The organism is Microlunatus sp. YIM B11417 (genome assembly GCF_059617205.1).
Map to the genome: position 1 here is coordinate 47,237 of NZ_JCAMPJ010000014.1, position 13,112 is coordinate 60,348.

Below are 13,112 nucleotides of genomic sequence, written 5' to 3' on the forward strand. Positions count from 1 at the left end.
TAACCTAGCGCCCTTAGCCTGGCCGGATGATCGTGACCCTGAACGAAAAGGTCCGCGCCCTGGTCGACGGGCGCAACTACGCCGTGCTGGCTACGGTGAATCCGGACGGCGCACCCCAGACCTCGCCGATGTGGATCGGCCGGGACGGCGACGACGTGCTGTTCTGTACGGTCGCCGGCCGGCAGAAGGACCGCAACCTGCGCCGCGATCCGCGGGTCAGCATCACGATCTTCGATCTGGCCGATCCGGAGAACTATGCCGAGATCCGCGGCACCGCGACGATCACCGAGGAGGGCGGCTTCGCCTTCGACAACGAGCTGTCCTGGAAGTACGACGGCAAGCCGAAGGATCCCGACCCGGAAGGCTTCGTGCGGGTGATCGTCCGGGTCACGCCGACCAGGGTGACCGGCTACGCGGCCCGGTGATCATGGTCGCTACTCGGGGTAGCCGGCCGGCGCGGTCGCCGGGTCACCGTCCGTCGCGGCGGCCAGCCGGGGTACGGCGATGTCGAGCAGGAACGGCAGGCTGATCGGGGAGTTGAAGCCGAGCGCGGCGGCGAAGTCGTCGTCGAAGGCACCGAGGCCGACGTAGCGGCCCTCCTTGACGACGGTCAGCTGCTGGACCAGGTCGCGCTTCAGGTCGGCCTCGGCGACTCCTTCGCCGAGCAGCACGTCGCGGTCGAGCGTGTCCAGCTTCTCGTAGCTGATCTCGCCACCCTTCGCGTCCAGCTCGAAACCGAGCTCGGTCAGCCAGCCGGTGCGGTAGTCGTCGGTGCCGAGGTTGTAGAACCCGGAGGCGTTCGAGCCGAGCAGGAACGCGGCGCGCTTCCCGGCGAATTCGGGATGCTCGGCCTTGGCCGCCTCGAAGACCGCCCTGGTCTCCGCGATGATCTTGGTCGCCTGCTCGGACCGGCCGAGGGCCCGGCCGGTCTGCTCGGTCTGCTCGTCCCACGGGGTCGCCCCCTCGGGATGGTCCGCGGTCTGTGCCACGGTCGGGGCGATGCCGCTGAGCAGGCCGTACGCCTCGTCGTCGATGTAGGCATTGATGCCGAGGATCAGGTCCGGCTCCAGCTTGGCGATCGCCTCCAGGTCGAGATCCTGGCTGCCGACCGTGGGCAGCTTCTTACCGCGGACGCCCTCAGGGGCCCACGGGCGATCGGGCGCCGGGTAACCCAGGAACTCCCGCACGCCGACCGGCTCGACGCCGACCGCGAGGGCGAAGTCCTGGTCGTTGAACCCGACCGTCACCACGCGCTGCGGCCGGGCCTCGATCGTCGTGGTGCCGAACTTGTGCGTCATGGTCACCGGAAAGGCGCCGTCATCGCTCGCCGCCGGCGCACTGCCGCTGTCGGTGGGGCCGGCGGTGGTCGCGGCGCAGGCCGGTACGGCCAGCAGGGCGAGGACGGTGAGCAGCAGAACAGTGAGGCTGCGGGCGGATTGCATGTTGCTAAGGCTAACCTAAGGGAATTGGCGTTGATCGCCGTCCTCCGGTTGGCTGGGTCGAGGACGAGAGGGGCGAGGGTGGGACTCGAGGACGACCCGTTCGACTACCGGATCACCAAGGAGGGCCGGGTATTGATCAGCCGCGGCGGCCGTCAGGTGACCGTTGTGGCCGGAACCGCCGCGGCGTCCCTGATCGGCAAGCTCGGCGCCGATCCGGACCAAGATCAACAACTGCTGGCCCGGGCGACCGGCAACTACAAGCGCGGCAACGAGCGCCGCCGCTGATCAGAATTCGGCCTCGCCCTGCCAGAAGTCCCAGACGTTGCCCCACGGGTCCGTGACGCTGACGGTCCGCGGCCCGTACGGCTTGTCCTGCGGTTCGTCGATCTCCACCCCGGCCTCGACGATCTTGCGGTACTGGGCATCGGCGTCGGGCACGGAGATGATCAGGTACGCACTCCCGGCGGCCCCGCCGCCGCTGATCGCGATCGTGCCGTCACCCACCACGAGGTCGCCCTCGTACCAGGCGCCGTTCTCGTCCCGGGCGCACCGGGCCGGCCCGAAGCCGAGCACCCGGGTCAGCCACTCGACCGCGGCATCGCCGTCCGGGTAGCGCAGGTAGGGCGTGATCTTGGTGAAGTTCATGATCAACAGCCTGCCCGGCCCGGCTCACCGGGTCTTGGAGAAATTCGTCACGGTACGGGCAGCGGCCCGTGGAACGCCGCCGCCGGGTCGCCGGCGAACCAGCGGGCGGGGGAGGTGCCGGTCAGCTCGGTGAAGTCGCCGATCAGGTGCGCCTGGTCGTAGTAGCCGGCGCTGATCGCCAGCCCGGCCCAATCCACCTGCTCGGCTCCGCTGCGCCGGGCCAGCATGATCACCCGCTCCAGTCGCAGCACCCGCTGATAGCGCTTCGGGGTCAGCCCGACAGCGGCCCGGAACCGGCGGGTCCAGGTGGACTGGCTCAGGCCGATCGCGTCGCCGATGTCGCCGACCCGTTCGTTGCGGCGCAGCCTCCTGATCACCTGTCGGACCGTGGTGTCGCCGGCAACGGCGTCACCCGCCCGGACCAGCTCGGCCAGCTCCGCCTCGACCCGGTCCAGCACGGCCGGCCCGCCGACGACCGGCTCGGCGAGGTCGCGCAACCGTTCCGCCGAAGCGCCCCAGAGTTGATCGAGAGCCACCAGCGGACCGACCCGGTCGGCCGGGACCCGAGCCAGGGCGCCGACGGCCTCGGGCCGGATCACGACACCGACCAGGCGGCGCTGTTCGGAGCGGTCGAGCACTTCCGGGCCGCAACTGATCGAGGCCAGGGCGAGCGGCCCGACGGCCTGTCTGCGGTCCGCCGCGGCACAGCTGAGCCGGTCGCCGCCGAGGTTGATCAACACCTGCGCGGTGCCGGTCGGCAGCTTCACCTCCAGCCCGTCGAGGCCCGGATTCTCGACGTACCAGAGGCGTTCCACGATGGCGGCCAGCTCCGGCCGGCGCGGTACCCGCCCGTACAGACTCACCAGGTCAGCCTGCCATTCGAGTCCGTGCCGGGCCAACGGCTAGAATCGCGGGACCTTGAACGAACTGCGTACCGCGAGCCAGCCGCGATGACCGAATGGATTCTGCTGGCCGTCTCCCTGCTGTTGATGGTGGCCTGCGGCCTGTTCGTCGCCGCCGAGTTCGCCTTCGTGACGGTCGACCGGGCCACCGTCGACCGGGCCACGCAAGCAGGGGAACGCGGCGCCGCCGGTGTCGGCCGAGCGCTCAGCACGCTGTCCACCCAGCTCAGCGGTGCGCAGCTGGGCATCACCCTGACCAACCTCGCCATCGGCTACCTGGCCGAACCCGCGATCGCGACCTTGTTGCGGCGGCCGCTCGGCGGCATCGCGGGCCTTGACGAGACCGCGATCAGCGCCATCGCCCTGGCGCTCGCCCTGTTCGGCAGCACGGTGGTCACGATGCTGCTCGGCGAGCTGATCCCGAAGAACCTGGCGCTGGCGTTGCCGATGCGGATCGCCGTGCTGACCCAGCTGCCGATGCGGGCCTTCACCAAGGCGATGGCCTGGCCGATCCGGTTGCTCAACGGCGCCGCGAACGGCATCCTGCGGTTCAACGGGATCGAGCCGCAGGAGGAGTTGCGCTCGGCGCGGTCGCCCAACGAGTTGCGCTACCTGATCCGCCGGTCGGCGTCCGAAGGCGCCTTGGACCGGCCGACCGCCGACCTGGTGGACCGGAGCATCGCGTTCGGCGACCGGACCGCCGCGGACGTACGGGTCGCGCGCGTGCGGGTCCGCTTCCTGCAGGCCGGCGACTCGGCGGCCGACCTGATCCGGGCCACCCGGGAATCGGGCCACTCCCGGTTCCCGGTGATCGGCCGGGACGCCGACGACGTGCTCGGCCTGGTCCATCTGCGCCAGGCACTGCAGATCGAGGCCGGCCGCCGCGATCAGGTACGGCTCGGCGAGCTGGTCACGCCGGTGGCCCGGGTCCCCGACAGCATCGAGCTGGACCCGCTGCTGGCCGAACTGCGCGCGGCTCCGTACCAGTTCGCCCTGGTCATCGACGAGTACGGCGGCACCGACGGCATCGTCACGCTGGAGGATCTGGTCGAGGAGATCGTCGGTGAGATCGCCGACGAGCACGACCGGCTGGCCACCTCGGTCCGGGCCCGTGGCGGCAACTGGACCCTGTCCGGCCTGCTCCGGCCCGACGAGGTGACCGAGCGGACCGGCATCGTGCTGCCCGAGCACGCCGACTACGAGACGATCGCCGGCCTGGTGCTGCACCGGCTCGGCCGGATCGCCGCCGTCGGCGACACGGTCCGGGTCCGCGGTGAACGGGCCCAGCGGTCCGAGGAGTTCGTCCCCGAGCCGGTCGAGGTCGAACTGCGGGTCGAGCAGGTGGTCCGGCGCCGGATCGACCGGCTGCGGCTGACCGTCCTGGACGACCCGGCGGCGGGGGAGGGCCGGCGATGAACTTCTGGGCCGGGTTGGCGATCACCGTCGCGCTGCTGTTCGGCAACGCCCTCTTCGTCGCCTCCGAGTTCGCCCTCGTCTCCGCCCGCCGTGCCACGATCGAGCCGCTCGCCGAACGCGGCCGCTGGTCGGCCCGGATGGCGATCCGGGCCATGGAACAGGTCAGCCTCGCGATGGCCGGCGCCCAGCTCGGCATCACCCTGTGCACCCTCGGCCTCGGCGCGGTGTCCGAGCCGGTCATCGCGCACACCATCGAGCCGCTCTTCCTGGCCGTCGGCATCCCGGAGTTCCTGGTGCACCCGATCGCGCTGGTCCTGGCGACCGTGCTGGTGGTCTGGTGTCACGTCGTGCTGGGCGAGATGGTGCCGAAGAACATCGCGCTGGCCGGGCCGGACCGGGCCGCGTTGGTCCTGGGCCCGTTCATGCTCGTCGTGATCTTCCTGCTCCGGCCGTTCGTGGTCGCGCTGAACGCCGTCGCCAACGCGGCGGTCCGGTTGTTCGGGGTCGAGCCGAAGGACGAGGTCGGCTCCACGTACACCCACGAGGAGGTGACCGGCCTGGTCGACGAGTCGCGCCGGGAGGGCCTCCTCGACGCCGACGAGTACGGCCTCGTCTCGGGCGCGCTCGAGTTCGAGCAGCACACGGTCGGCCAGGTGATGCTGCCGCTGGACGGGTTGCTCACCGTCTCGCCCGAGACGACGCCGGCCGAGATCGAGCGGCTCTGCGCCGAGACCGGCTTCTCCCGCTACCCGATGGTCCGGGACGGTGAGGTCGTCGGCTACCTGCACGTCAAGGACGTGCTCGGCGCCGACGCGCCGGACCGGCCGGTGCCGGAGCACCGGATCCGTTCCTTGATCACGGTCGCGCCGGACACCCGGCTGCACCGTGCGCTGCGTGCCCTGCAAGGGCAGGGTGTCCATCTGGCCCGGGTGGCCGGCCCGGACGGAGCGACCCTGGGTCTGGTCGCGCTGGAGGACATCCTGGAGGAACTGGTCGGCACGATCAGCGGCTGATCCGGACCTCGACCGCGGATAATCGGGCCGTGACCAGGCATCTGATCAGGATGATCGCGGCGGCCGCGGTGCTGGCCTCGCTGCTGCTCGGGGCGTGTTCGGTGTTCGGCCGGACCGCACTCCCGGACGACCCGGCGCGAGCCGAGCCGCTGCCGCCGGAACAGCTCGTCCTGGAGGTCACCTACGGTGCCGGCGGGCTGGCCCCGCCCGAGCTGTACGCGACCACGGCGCCCTGGCTGGTGGTGTACGGCGACGGCCGGATGATCATGGCCGAGAAGCAGAACTTCGCCGACGGCTGGCACCGCAGCTATCGGCAGACCATGATCGCTCCGGAGCTGGTGGCCGGGCTCGCCGAGCGGGCCCGGGCCGCGGGGCTGGACCGCGAACTCGACTTCGGGTCGCCCCAGATCACCGACGTCGGTTCGCTCGATCTGCTGCTGCACGGAACGGGCGAGCCGGTACGGCACCGGCCCTACGCGTTCGGGCCCGCCATGGAGGAGGGCCTCTCGCCCTGGCTGCGGAGTCGCCGGGATCTGCTGCGGTCCTTGATCGACAGCGCCGAGGCCCTCGCGGGTGACGCGCCCTGGCAGCCGTACCAGCCGGAGTTGATCTTCGTGTACGAGCAGCGCCGGCACGGTGGCGAGAAGGGCACCGCCGAACCGTGGCCGGGTCCCGACCCGGAGCGGGTCCTGACCGAGCGGACCAGGTCGTTCCGCGGCACGGCGTGCGGTGAGCTGCGCGGCGCCGAGGCGGAGCAGGTCTACCAGGCGTCGCTGCGCAACCGGTTCGGGCTGTGGACCGTCGGCGGCAAGCCGCGGAAGTTGTTGATCAACGCCCTGCCGGGCTCCCGTACCGGCTGTGATTCCTGATCGTCAGAAGTAGTCCCGGATCTGCAGAGACGGCCCGCCGAACGCGCCGTCCCAGGCCGAGTCCGTGGCCGGGTCGCCGCCGGTCAGCAGGCCGGTCGCCCGGAGTTCGGCGAGCGGAAGCGCCCCGGCGAACAGGGCGGCCAGCCCGCGGGCGGTGAACACCCGCTGGTCCGGCTCCGGCTGGGACCGTTCGCAGCGGCCGCGACCGCCGGCGATCCGGAGCCGGTAGGAGCCGTTGTTGCCGGCCACGAAATGATCAGCGACCGCGAAGTCGAGCACCGCCTCGTAGCCGAAGTGGTAGCCGCGGCGGGACAGCGCACCGGCCACGTCGATCACGTTGATCATGTACGGACTGCGCTTGACCACCTGCCAGTCCAGCGCCGGCAGCATCGCCCGCACCGCGTCGAAGCCAGAGCTGCTGAGCTTGATCGTCGGCGTCACCGAGGAGAACGAGCCCAGCGTGCGGAGCAGGCCGCGGTAGCCGTCCGGAGTGGTGGCGATCAGCTCGTCCACGGTGATCATCGAGCCCGGCCCGTACCCCTGCCCGCGGTCCCAGAGCGCGTACCCGACGAGCTTTCCATGATCATCTTCCGCGACCGTGACGCCGGTGAACTCGGACAGCAGTTGCTCCACCTGGCCGGCGAACGCGGCACCGTCGCGGGTCAGCGGACCCTGCTGCGCGGCGGCCCAGGCCGAGTAGCACTCGAAGATCGCCGGCAGATCAGCGGCCGTCGCGCGGCGGACCGATCCGCCGGCCGGAGCCTCCACGCCGGCCAGCGAGACCGCCGGAACCTCGACGTCGACCAGGTCACCGACCACCTCGTAGCCGAACCGCCGATAGATCTTCGGCGCGGTCGGGAACAGGCTCGAGATCACCGCGCCGCGCTTCCGGGCGCCAGCCAGCAGCTCGGCGAACAGCGGCGAGAGCAGCCCCTGCCCGCGGTCCTCGGCCGCCGTCGTCACACCCGCGATCCCGGCCGTCGCCACCCGCCGCCCGCCGAACCAGGACTCGAAGAACCGGTCCAGCATCCGCGCCCCGAGCCGCTCGGTCCCGTCGGCACCGGTGACGAACGCCCCGTACCAGGCCTTGCCGTCGCCGGCCAGCGAGGCGGGTTCGGTCGGCGGTGTGCTGGGCGCGCCGAACGCCTCCCAGCCGAGCCGTCGGGACGCCTCGGCATCCTCGGAAGTCAGTGGTCGCACGGTCACGGTCACCCGCTGAAGCTAACCGATCCGCCGCGCGGCGGACGCGTCGGGTCAGCCGGCGCGGTCGGTGATGCTCTGCTGGACCGCCGGCCGGCCCGCCAGCCGCTGCTCGCCGTTGGCGACGCCGATGGCGAGGGCCCGGCCGAAGAGCTCGGGGAAGCGGGCGGGCATCATGCTCAGTTGCTGGGTGCCGCCGATCGAGAGTGCGGTGGCGATCACGGCGTTCCGGCCGGACGCGCTGCCGAAGACGGTGACGGTCTCGCGTTCCTCGGCGGGCCGGCTCTGCAGCGCCTTCAGCCGGTCGGTGACGTAGGAGATGTCGCCGGGGGCGAAGCGGTTGGTCAGGTTGTCCGACCAGCTCAGCACGGTGCCGCCGGCGTGGGTCCGCGGGCCGCCGACCTGATTGGCGGCGAACCCGATCAGTTCCCGGAGCCAGCCGACCACGCCGGGCTGGGACATGCTGATCACCCGGTACGTGTCGCGGTGGCCCGCCGGGCCGGGCGCCTCGAAGACGGCGAAGAGGGCGTCGCCCATCAGGTTGTTCCTGGTCGTCGTGCTGACATTGAGGTTGACCTGGCTGAGGCCGCGGATCGAGCCGGAGAAGACGCCGGCCGAGGACGAGCTCATCGACGCGGTCCGCGGGCCGGTCGCCCGGGCGGTGCCGTACGAGCTGGAGAAGGAGGTGCCGAACATCCGCAACTGATGGCTCATCGTGCCGTTGATCGCGCCCTCGGTCTGGGAGTCGAAGTGCCGCTCGATCTCGACCAGCCGGGCCTGGCTGATGGTCGCGTCACCCTCGGCGACCCGGTACGCCAGCTCGGACGGCTCGTGCCACAACTCGCCGAGCGACTCGTGCAGTGCGTCGGCCAGCGCCCAGTCCCGCCGGTTGAAGCTCTTCGATCTGATCTCGCCGGAGATCCCGACGATCAGGAAGATGACGCCGAGCAGGGCCAGGATGCCGATGAAGATCTGCAGCGCGATCACCATGCCCACCTGCCTGAGCGCGTCGCCCTGACCGTAGGCCAGGGTGACCGGGACGGTGATCGCCGCCCAGACGACGATGAGGACGATGCCCCAGACCAGCAGGCTGCGCTTACGCATGGACAGGGCCATGGGCGACATGCGCCGGGTTTCCGCCATGGGTCGAACACTACTGAACCCGCCCCGGGCCGGAAACGATTCGTCCCGAAAGGAGACCGTTGCCGGTCGAAAGGTAGGTTTCGACTGTGCGCGCCGACTCCAGCGAAACCGAACCCGTCAGCCTGCTCCGGTCCGAGGCCGAGCAGCGGGCGTCCATGATCACCGTGACGTCGATGCGGGTCGACCTCGATCTCACCGCCGCGACCCTCGACGGGCCGGCCGGCGAGGTCTTCGCCTCCACCGCGACGATCGAGTTCCGGGCCACCCCGGGTGACCGGACCTTCCTTGATTTCAAGGGCCGCCGGCTGATCGCGGCCACCCTGAACGGCACCGCCCTGCCGGACTCGAGCTGGCGGAACGGCCGGATCGAGCTGACCGGCCTGGCCGAGGCCAACACGGTCGTCGTCGCGGGCGAGATGGCCTACTCCAGCGACGGCGAGGGCCTGCACCGGCACGTCGATCCGGCCGACGGGCATACCTATCTCTATGCGATGTCGTTCCTGGATGCCGCGCCGCGTTGGTTCGCCTGCTTCGACCAGCCCGACCTGAAGGCGCCGTACGAACTCGGGGTGACTGCGCCCGAGGACTGGACCGTGATCGGCAACGGGCCCGCGGTCGCCGAGGCACCCGGGCGCTGGCGGATCGTCCAGGACCGGCCGCTGTCCACCTACTTCGTCACCCTGGTCGCCGGCCCGTACGCGTCCGTACGGCATCAGCACGACGGGATCGAACTCGGCTTCCACGTCCGGGCCTCGCTCGGCGAACAGCTGCAGGCCGAGGCGGCGGACCTGATCGAGGTGACCAGCCAGGCGTTCGACTACTACCACCGCACGTTCGGTGTCCGCTATCCGTTCGGCGAGTACCACCAGGCCTTCGTGCCCGATTTCAACGCGGGTGCGATGGAGAACCCCGGCTGCATCACGATCCGCGACCAGCTGATCTACCGGTCCCGGGCGACCACCGCCCAGCGGGCCGGCCGGGCCGGGCTGATCGCCCACGAGATGGCCCACCAGTGGTTCGGCGACCTGGTCACGATGACCTGGTGGGACGACCTGTGGCTGAACGAGTCGTTCGCCGAGTATGTCGCGCACCGCTGCTGCACCGAGGCGACCGACTATCCGCTCTGGATGGAGTTCGGCATCCGGAAGGACTGGGGCCGGATCGCGGACCAGGCACCCTCCACCCACCCGGTCGCCGGCAACGGTTCGGCCGACGCCCAGTCCGCGCTGCAGGACTTCGACGGGATCTCCTACGCCAAGGGTGCTGCGGTGCTGCGGCAGCTGGTCGCCTACCTCGGCGACGACGTCTTCCTGGGCGGGCTGAAGGACTACTTCGCCCGCCACGCGTACGGCAACGCCGAGTTCGCCGACCTGATCGCGGCCTGGACCCGGGCCGGCGCGGTCGACCTGGACAGCTGGGCCGCCAACTGGCTGCGTACCTCCGGCCTGGACACGATCGCGGTCGCCGACGGCGCGGTCCGCCGGATCGCCCCCGCCGATCATCCGGCCGACCGGACCCACGCCATCGAGGTGGCCCGCCTGGACGACGCGGGGGCGGTGGCCGAACGGACCCGGATCCAGCTGGCCGCCGAACCGCACCCGCTTCGTGCCCTGAGCCTGTCGGAGGGCCTGGTCGTCCCCGACGCGTCCGACGAGACCTGGGCCAAGATCGCCTTCGACGGTGCGGACTGGCCGCGGCTGACCGCGGTGATCGGCCGAATCACCGACCCGGCGATCCGGCTGGTCGTCCTCAACGCCGCCCGGGACGCGGTTCGCGACGCGGCGCTGGACCCGGCCGAGGCGCTGCGGCTGATCCTGGCGGCGCTGCCCGCCGAGACGGAGGACGTGGTCTGGGAGGCGATGGCCCGGTTCGCCCGGACCGAGCTGATCGGGCCGTACTGCCCACCGGCCGAGCGGGCCGCCCGGCAGGCGGATCTGCACCGGGTGGCCGTGGCCGCGATGGCCGGTGCCGCCGCCGGTTCCGACCGCCAACTGCTGGCGTTCCGGGCGGCGATCCCGACGGCGACCGATCCCGAACTGCTCCGCGGCTGGCTCTCCGGCGCCGCGCTGCCGACCGGGCTGGAGCTCGATCCTGACCTGAGCTGGGCCCTGGTGTCCCGGCTGAGCGAGCTGACCGGCGACGCGTCGCTGATCGAGGAGCGGCTGGCGGCCGACCGGTCGGCGCTGGCCGAGCAGCACGCGGCCCGGGCCAGGGCCGCGCTGCCGGACGCCGCGGCGAAGGAGCAGGCCTGGGCGTTGCTGATGAGCGCGTCCTCGGCCTCGGCCTATCAGGTGTACGCGACCGCGGAGGGATTCTTCCGGCCCGGCCAGGAGGAGCTGGCCGCCGGCTACGTGCGGCGCTACTTCGCCGAGGTCGGCGCGACGGCCGGATTCCGTACCGGCTGGGCCCTCGGCCGGACCGCCGAGCTGGCGTATCCGTACCTGGCGGTGAGCGAGGAAACCCTCGCTCTGGCCGAGCAGACCCTGGCCGGTGACGGGCTCGCAGACCCGCTCCGGCGGGCCCTCGTGGACGGCACGGACCGGCTCCGGCGAGCAGTCGCGGCCAGGCGTCGCTTCGGCTGATATCGATAACAGAGCCGGTGGTCACAATCTTGTTTCGCGTCCACCGTGATCGGCACCACGCCTTGCGGTGATGGACGACGATGGCCTAGAAATGGTCAAGCCGCGCGGTCAGGAGGCGCGGTCCTTTCGCGCCCGCGATCCGGGCGCCATCTGGAGGAGGAGACGTTCCATGCGAGGAAGAGCTCGCGCAGCGATCGCCGCGGCGATCGGCAGCCTGGCGCTCATCGCGTCGGCATGTGGCGGCGGCGGAACACCCACTGACCCCGGCCAGAGCGGAGCCGCGACCACCGGGGGCGAGATCACGGTCCGCGGCTGCACGCCGCAGAATCCGCTCGTCGCAGGCAACACGGCCGAGGTGTGTGGGGGCAACATGCTCGACCTGCTGACCTCGAAGCTGATGCACTACACGCTCAAGGATGCGACGCCGGAGTACGACATCGCCGAGAGCATCGACACGACGGACAACCTCAACTTCACCGTGAAGCTGAAGCAGGGGTACAAGTTCCACGACGGCACCGAGGTGAAGGCTCACAACTTCGTCGATGCCTGGAACTACACCGCCGCCGGCGCCAACGGCCAGCAGGGCAGCTACTTCTTCGAGCCGATCGAGGGTTACGCAGACGTCGCCTGCTCGAACGAGGAATGCGATCCGAAGCCGAAGACCGACAAGCTCTCCGGCCTGAAGGTCGTCGACGACTACACGTTCACGATCAAGACCACCAGCGCGGTCTCGAACCTGATCGTCCGCCTGGGTTACTCCGCCTTCGCGCCGCAGCCGGACGCGTTCTTCGAGAACCCGGACAGCTTCAAGACCAAGCCGATCGGCGCCGGCCCGTACCAGGCCGAGATGATCGACGACACCCAGTACGTCTTCAAGAAGTTCGCCGACTACTCGGGTGAGTACAAGGGCAAGCCGGACCAGATCACCTTCCGGATCTACAACGACCCGGGCGCCGCGTACCGCGACGTGCAGGGCGGCAACCTCGACGCGACCGACATCATCCCGCCGGACATGATGGTGGACGACCTGTACAAGTCGGACCTGCCGGATCGCTGGCTGGTCAAGGAGCAGGGTGTGATCCAGGCGATCGGTTTCTCGCCGGTCGACGAGCAGTTGAAGAACCGGGACCTGCGCCGCGCGATCTCGATGGCGGTGGACCGGGACCTGATCACCAAGCAGATCTACAACGGCAGCCGGATCCCGGCCGACAGCTTCGTCTCGCCGGTGGTGAACGGCTACAAGGCCGGTGCCTGTGGCGAGTGGTGCAAGTTCGACGCGGCCAAGGCCAAGGAGCTGTACGACAAGGCCGGTGGCTACAAGGGCACGCTGACCTTCGGCGTCAACCAGGACGGCGGCCACAAGCCGATGGCCGAGGCGGTCTGCAACTCGCTGAAGAACGCGCTCGGCATCGACTGCGCCGTCGAGATCACGCCGGACTTCAAGACCCTGCGCGATCAGCTGAACAAGAAGGAGCGCAAGGGCATCTTCCGGCAGGGCTGGCAGATGGACTACCCGAGCATCGAGAACTTCCTCACCCCGATCTACGCCAAGGGTGCGTCGTCCAACGATGTCCGGTACGACAACCCGGAGTTCCAGGCCGACCTGCAGAAGGGCAACGCGGCGAAGACTCCGGACGAGGCGAACAAGTTCTACCAGGACGCCGAGGCGAAGCTGATCGAGGATCTGCCCGCCTTCCCGACCTGGTTCGACGCCGCCGTGATCGGCTGGTCCGACCGGGTGACCAACGTCGAGACGAACGCCTTCGGCGTCATCGACTACGCCCAGATCGAAGTCAAGCAGTGACGGACGGCCGAGGGGGGGTGGAGAACCCCCCCCCCCTCGGCCGATTCCCGTGGCCCACGCGGCCTGAGCTTGTCGGGGCTCACCCGTTTCGGCATG

At 70.4% G+C, this 13,112-nt stretch carries 12 protein-coding genes; 7 read left to right on the plus strand and 5 right to left on the minus strand.

What is annotated here, in order from left to right:
• Nucleotides 1–26 precede the first annotated feature (26 nt).
• Entirely contained in the window at nt 27–425 is a 399-nt protein-coding gene (locus AC6CCG_RS33210; protein WP_496659144.1) for a PPOX class F420-dependent oxidoreductase, read from the plus strand.
• Nucleotides 426–434: 9 nt separating this feature from the next.
• Here the strand turns inward: AC6CCG_RS33210 and AC6CCG_RS33215 are convergent, their stop codons facing one another.
• Nucleotides 435–1,442, minus strand: a complete 1,008-nt coding sequence (locus AC6CCG_RS33215; protein WP_496659145.1) for an iron-siderophore ABC transporter substrate-binding protein — start codon at nt 1,440–1,442, stop codon at nt 435–437.
• A gap of 78 nt (nt 1,443–1,520) precedes the next feature.
• Here AC6CCG_RS33215 and AC6CCG_RS33220 point away from each other — a divergent pair, with 78 nt between their 5' ends.
• Nucleotides 1,521–1,727 (plus strand): hypothetical protein, encoded by a 207-nt coding sequence (locus tag AC6CCG_RS33220; RefSeq protein ID WP_496659146.1) that lies wholly within the window; start codon nt 1,521–1,523, stop codon nt 1,725–1,727.
• On the opposite strand, the gene AC6CCG_RS33225 is transcribed toward AC6CCG_RS33220, so the two are convergent.
• The gene (locus AC6CCG_RS33225) at nt 1,728–2,087 is read right to left on the minus strand and encodes a VOC family protein (protein WP_496659147.1); all 360 of its coding nucleotides are present in this window, start codon (nt 2,085–2,087) and stop codon (nt 1,728–1,730) included.
• A 47-nt stretch (nt 2,088–2,134) separates the two neighbouring features.
• A complete protein-coding gene (locus tag AC6CCG_RS33230) occupies nt 2,135–2,950 on the minus strand; it encodes a helix-turn-helix domain-containing protein (protein ID WP_496659148.1) in 816 nt (271 codons plus the stop codon).
• A gap of 87 nt (nt 2,951–3,037) precedes the next feature.
• Here AC6CCG_RS33230 and AC6CCG_RS33235 point away from each other — a divergent pair, with 87 nt between their 5' ends.
• Genes AC6CCG_RS33235 through AC6CCG_RS33245 form a run of 3 tightly spaced genes read left to right on the plus strand, consistent with a single transcriptional unit; the run spans nt 3,038 to nt 6,287 of the window.
• Nucleotides 3,038–4,405, plus strand: a complete 1,368-nt coding sequence (locus AC6CCG_RS33235) for a hemolysin family protein (RefSeq protein ID WP_496659149.1) — start codon at nt 3,038–3,040, stop codon at nt 4,403–4,405.
• Complete coding sequence (locus tag AC6CCG_RS33240) at nt 4,402–5,418, plus strand: hemolysin family protein (protein WP_496659150.1); 1,017 nt, start codon at nt 4,402–4,404, stop codon at nt 5,416–5,418. Before AC6CCG_RS33235 ends, AC6CCG_RS33240 begins: the two co-directional genes overlap by 4 nt.
• 29 nt (nt 5,419–5,447) lie before the next feature.
• The gene (locus AC6CCG_RS33245; protein WP_496659151.1) at nt 5,448–6,287 is read left to right on the plus strand and encodes a hypothetical protein; all 840 of its coding nucleotides are present in this window, start codon (nt 5,448–5,450) and stop codon (nt 6,285–6,287) included.
• Nucleotides 6,288–6,290: 3 nt separating this feature from the next.
• Here the strand turns inward: AC6CCG_RS33245 and AC6CCG_RS33250 are convergent, their stop codons facing one another.
• The gene (locus AC6CCG_RS33250; protein ID WP_496659152.1) at nt 6,291–7,499 is read right to left on the minus strand and encodes a GNAT family N-acetyltransferase; all 1,209 of its coding nucleotides are present in this window, start codon (nt 7,497–7,499) and stop codon (nt 6,291–6,293) included.
• Between the two features lie 42 nt (nt 7,500–7,541).
• Nucleotides 7,542–8,630: a hypothetical protein gene (locus tag AC6CCG_RS33255; protein WP_496659153.1), complete on the minus strand. Its 1,089-nt coding sequence runs from the start codon at nt 8,628–8,630 to the stop codon at nt 7,542–7,544.
• 86 nt (nt 8,631–8,716) lie between these two features.
• Here AC6CCG_RS33255 and pepN point away from each other — a divergent pair, with 86 nt between their 5' ends.
• Nucleotides 8,717–11,212, plus strand: a complete 2,496-nt coding sequence (gene pepN / locus AC6CCG_RS33260; protein WP_496659154.1) for an aminopeptidase N — start codon at nt 8,717–8,719, stop codon at nt 11,210–11,212.
• Between the two features lie 169 nt (nt 11,213–11,381).
• Entirely contained in the window at nt 11,382–13,016 is a 1,635-nt protein-coding gene (locus tag AC6CCG_RS33265) for a peptide ABC transporter substrate-binding protein (RefSeq protein WP_496659203.1), read from the plus strand.
• Nucleotides 13,017–13,112: the final 96 nt, after the last annotated feature.

What these genes read in the sequence shown, in the direction of transcription:
- AC6CCG_RS33210 (WP_496659144.1), top strand. Translation starts at nt 27, where the DNA reads ATGATCGTGACCCTGAACGAAAAGGTCCGCGCCCTGGTCGACGGGCGC.
- AC6CCG_RS33215 (WP_496659145.1), bottom strand. Translation starts at nt 1,442, where the DNA reads ATGCAATCCGCCCGCAGCCTCACTGTTCTGCTGCTCACCGTCCTCGCC.
- AC6CCG_RS33225 (WP_496659147.1), bottom strand. Translation starts at nt 2,087, where the DNA reads ATGAACTTCACCAAGATCACGCCCTACCTGCGCTACCCGGACGGCGAT.
- AC6CCG_RS33235 (WP_496659149.1), top strand. Translation starts at nt 3,038, where the DNA reads ATGACCGAATGGATTCTGCTGGCCGTCTCCCTGCTGTTGATGGTGGCC.
- AC6CCG_RS33240 (WP_496659150.1), top strand. Translation starts at nt 4,402, where the DNA reads ATGAACTTCTGGGCCGGGTTGGCGATCACCGTCGCGCTGCTGTTCGGC.
- AC6CCG_RS33255 (WP_496659153.1), bottom strand. Translation starts at nt 8,630, where the DNA reads ATGGCGGAAACCCGGCGCATGTCGCCCATGGCCCTGTCCATGCGTAAG.
- AC6CCG_RS33265 (WP_496659203.1), top strand. Translation starts at nt 11,382, where the DNA reads ATGCGAGGAAGAGCTCGCGCAGCGATCGCCGCGGCGATCGGCAGCCTG.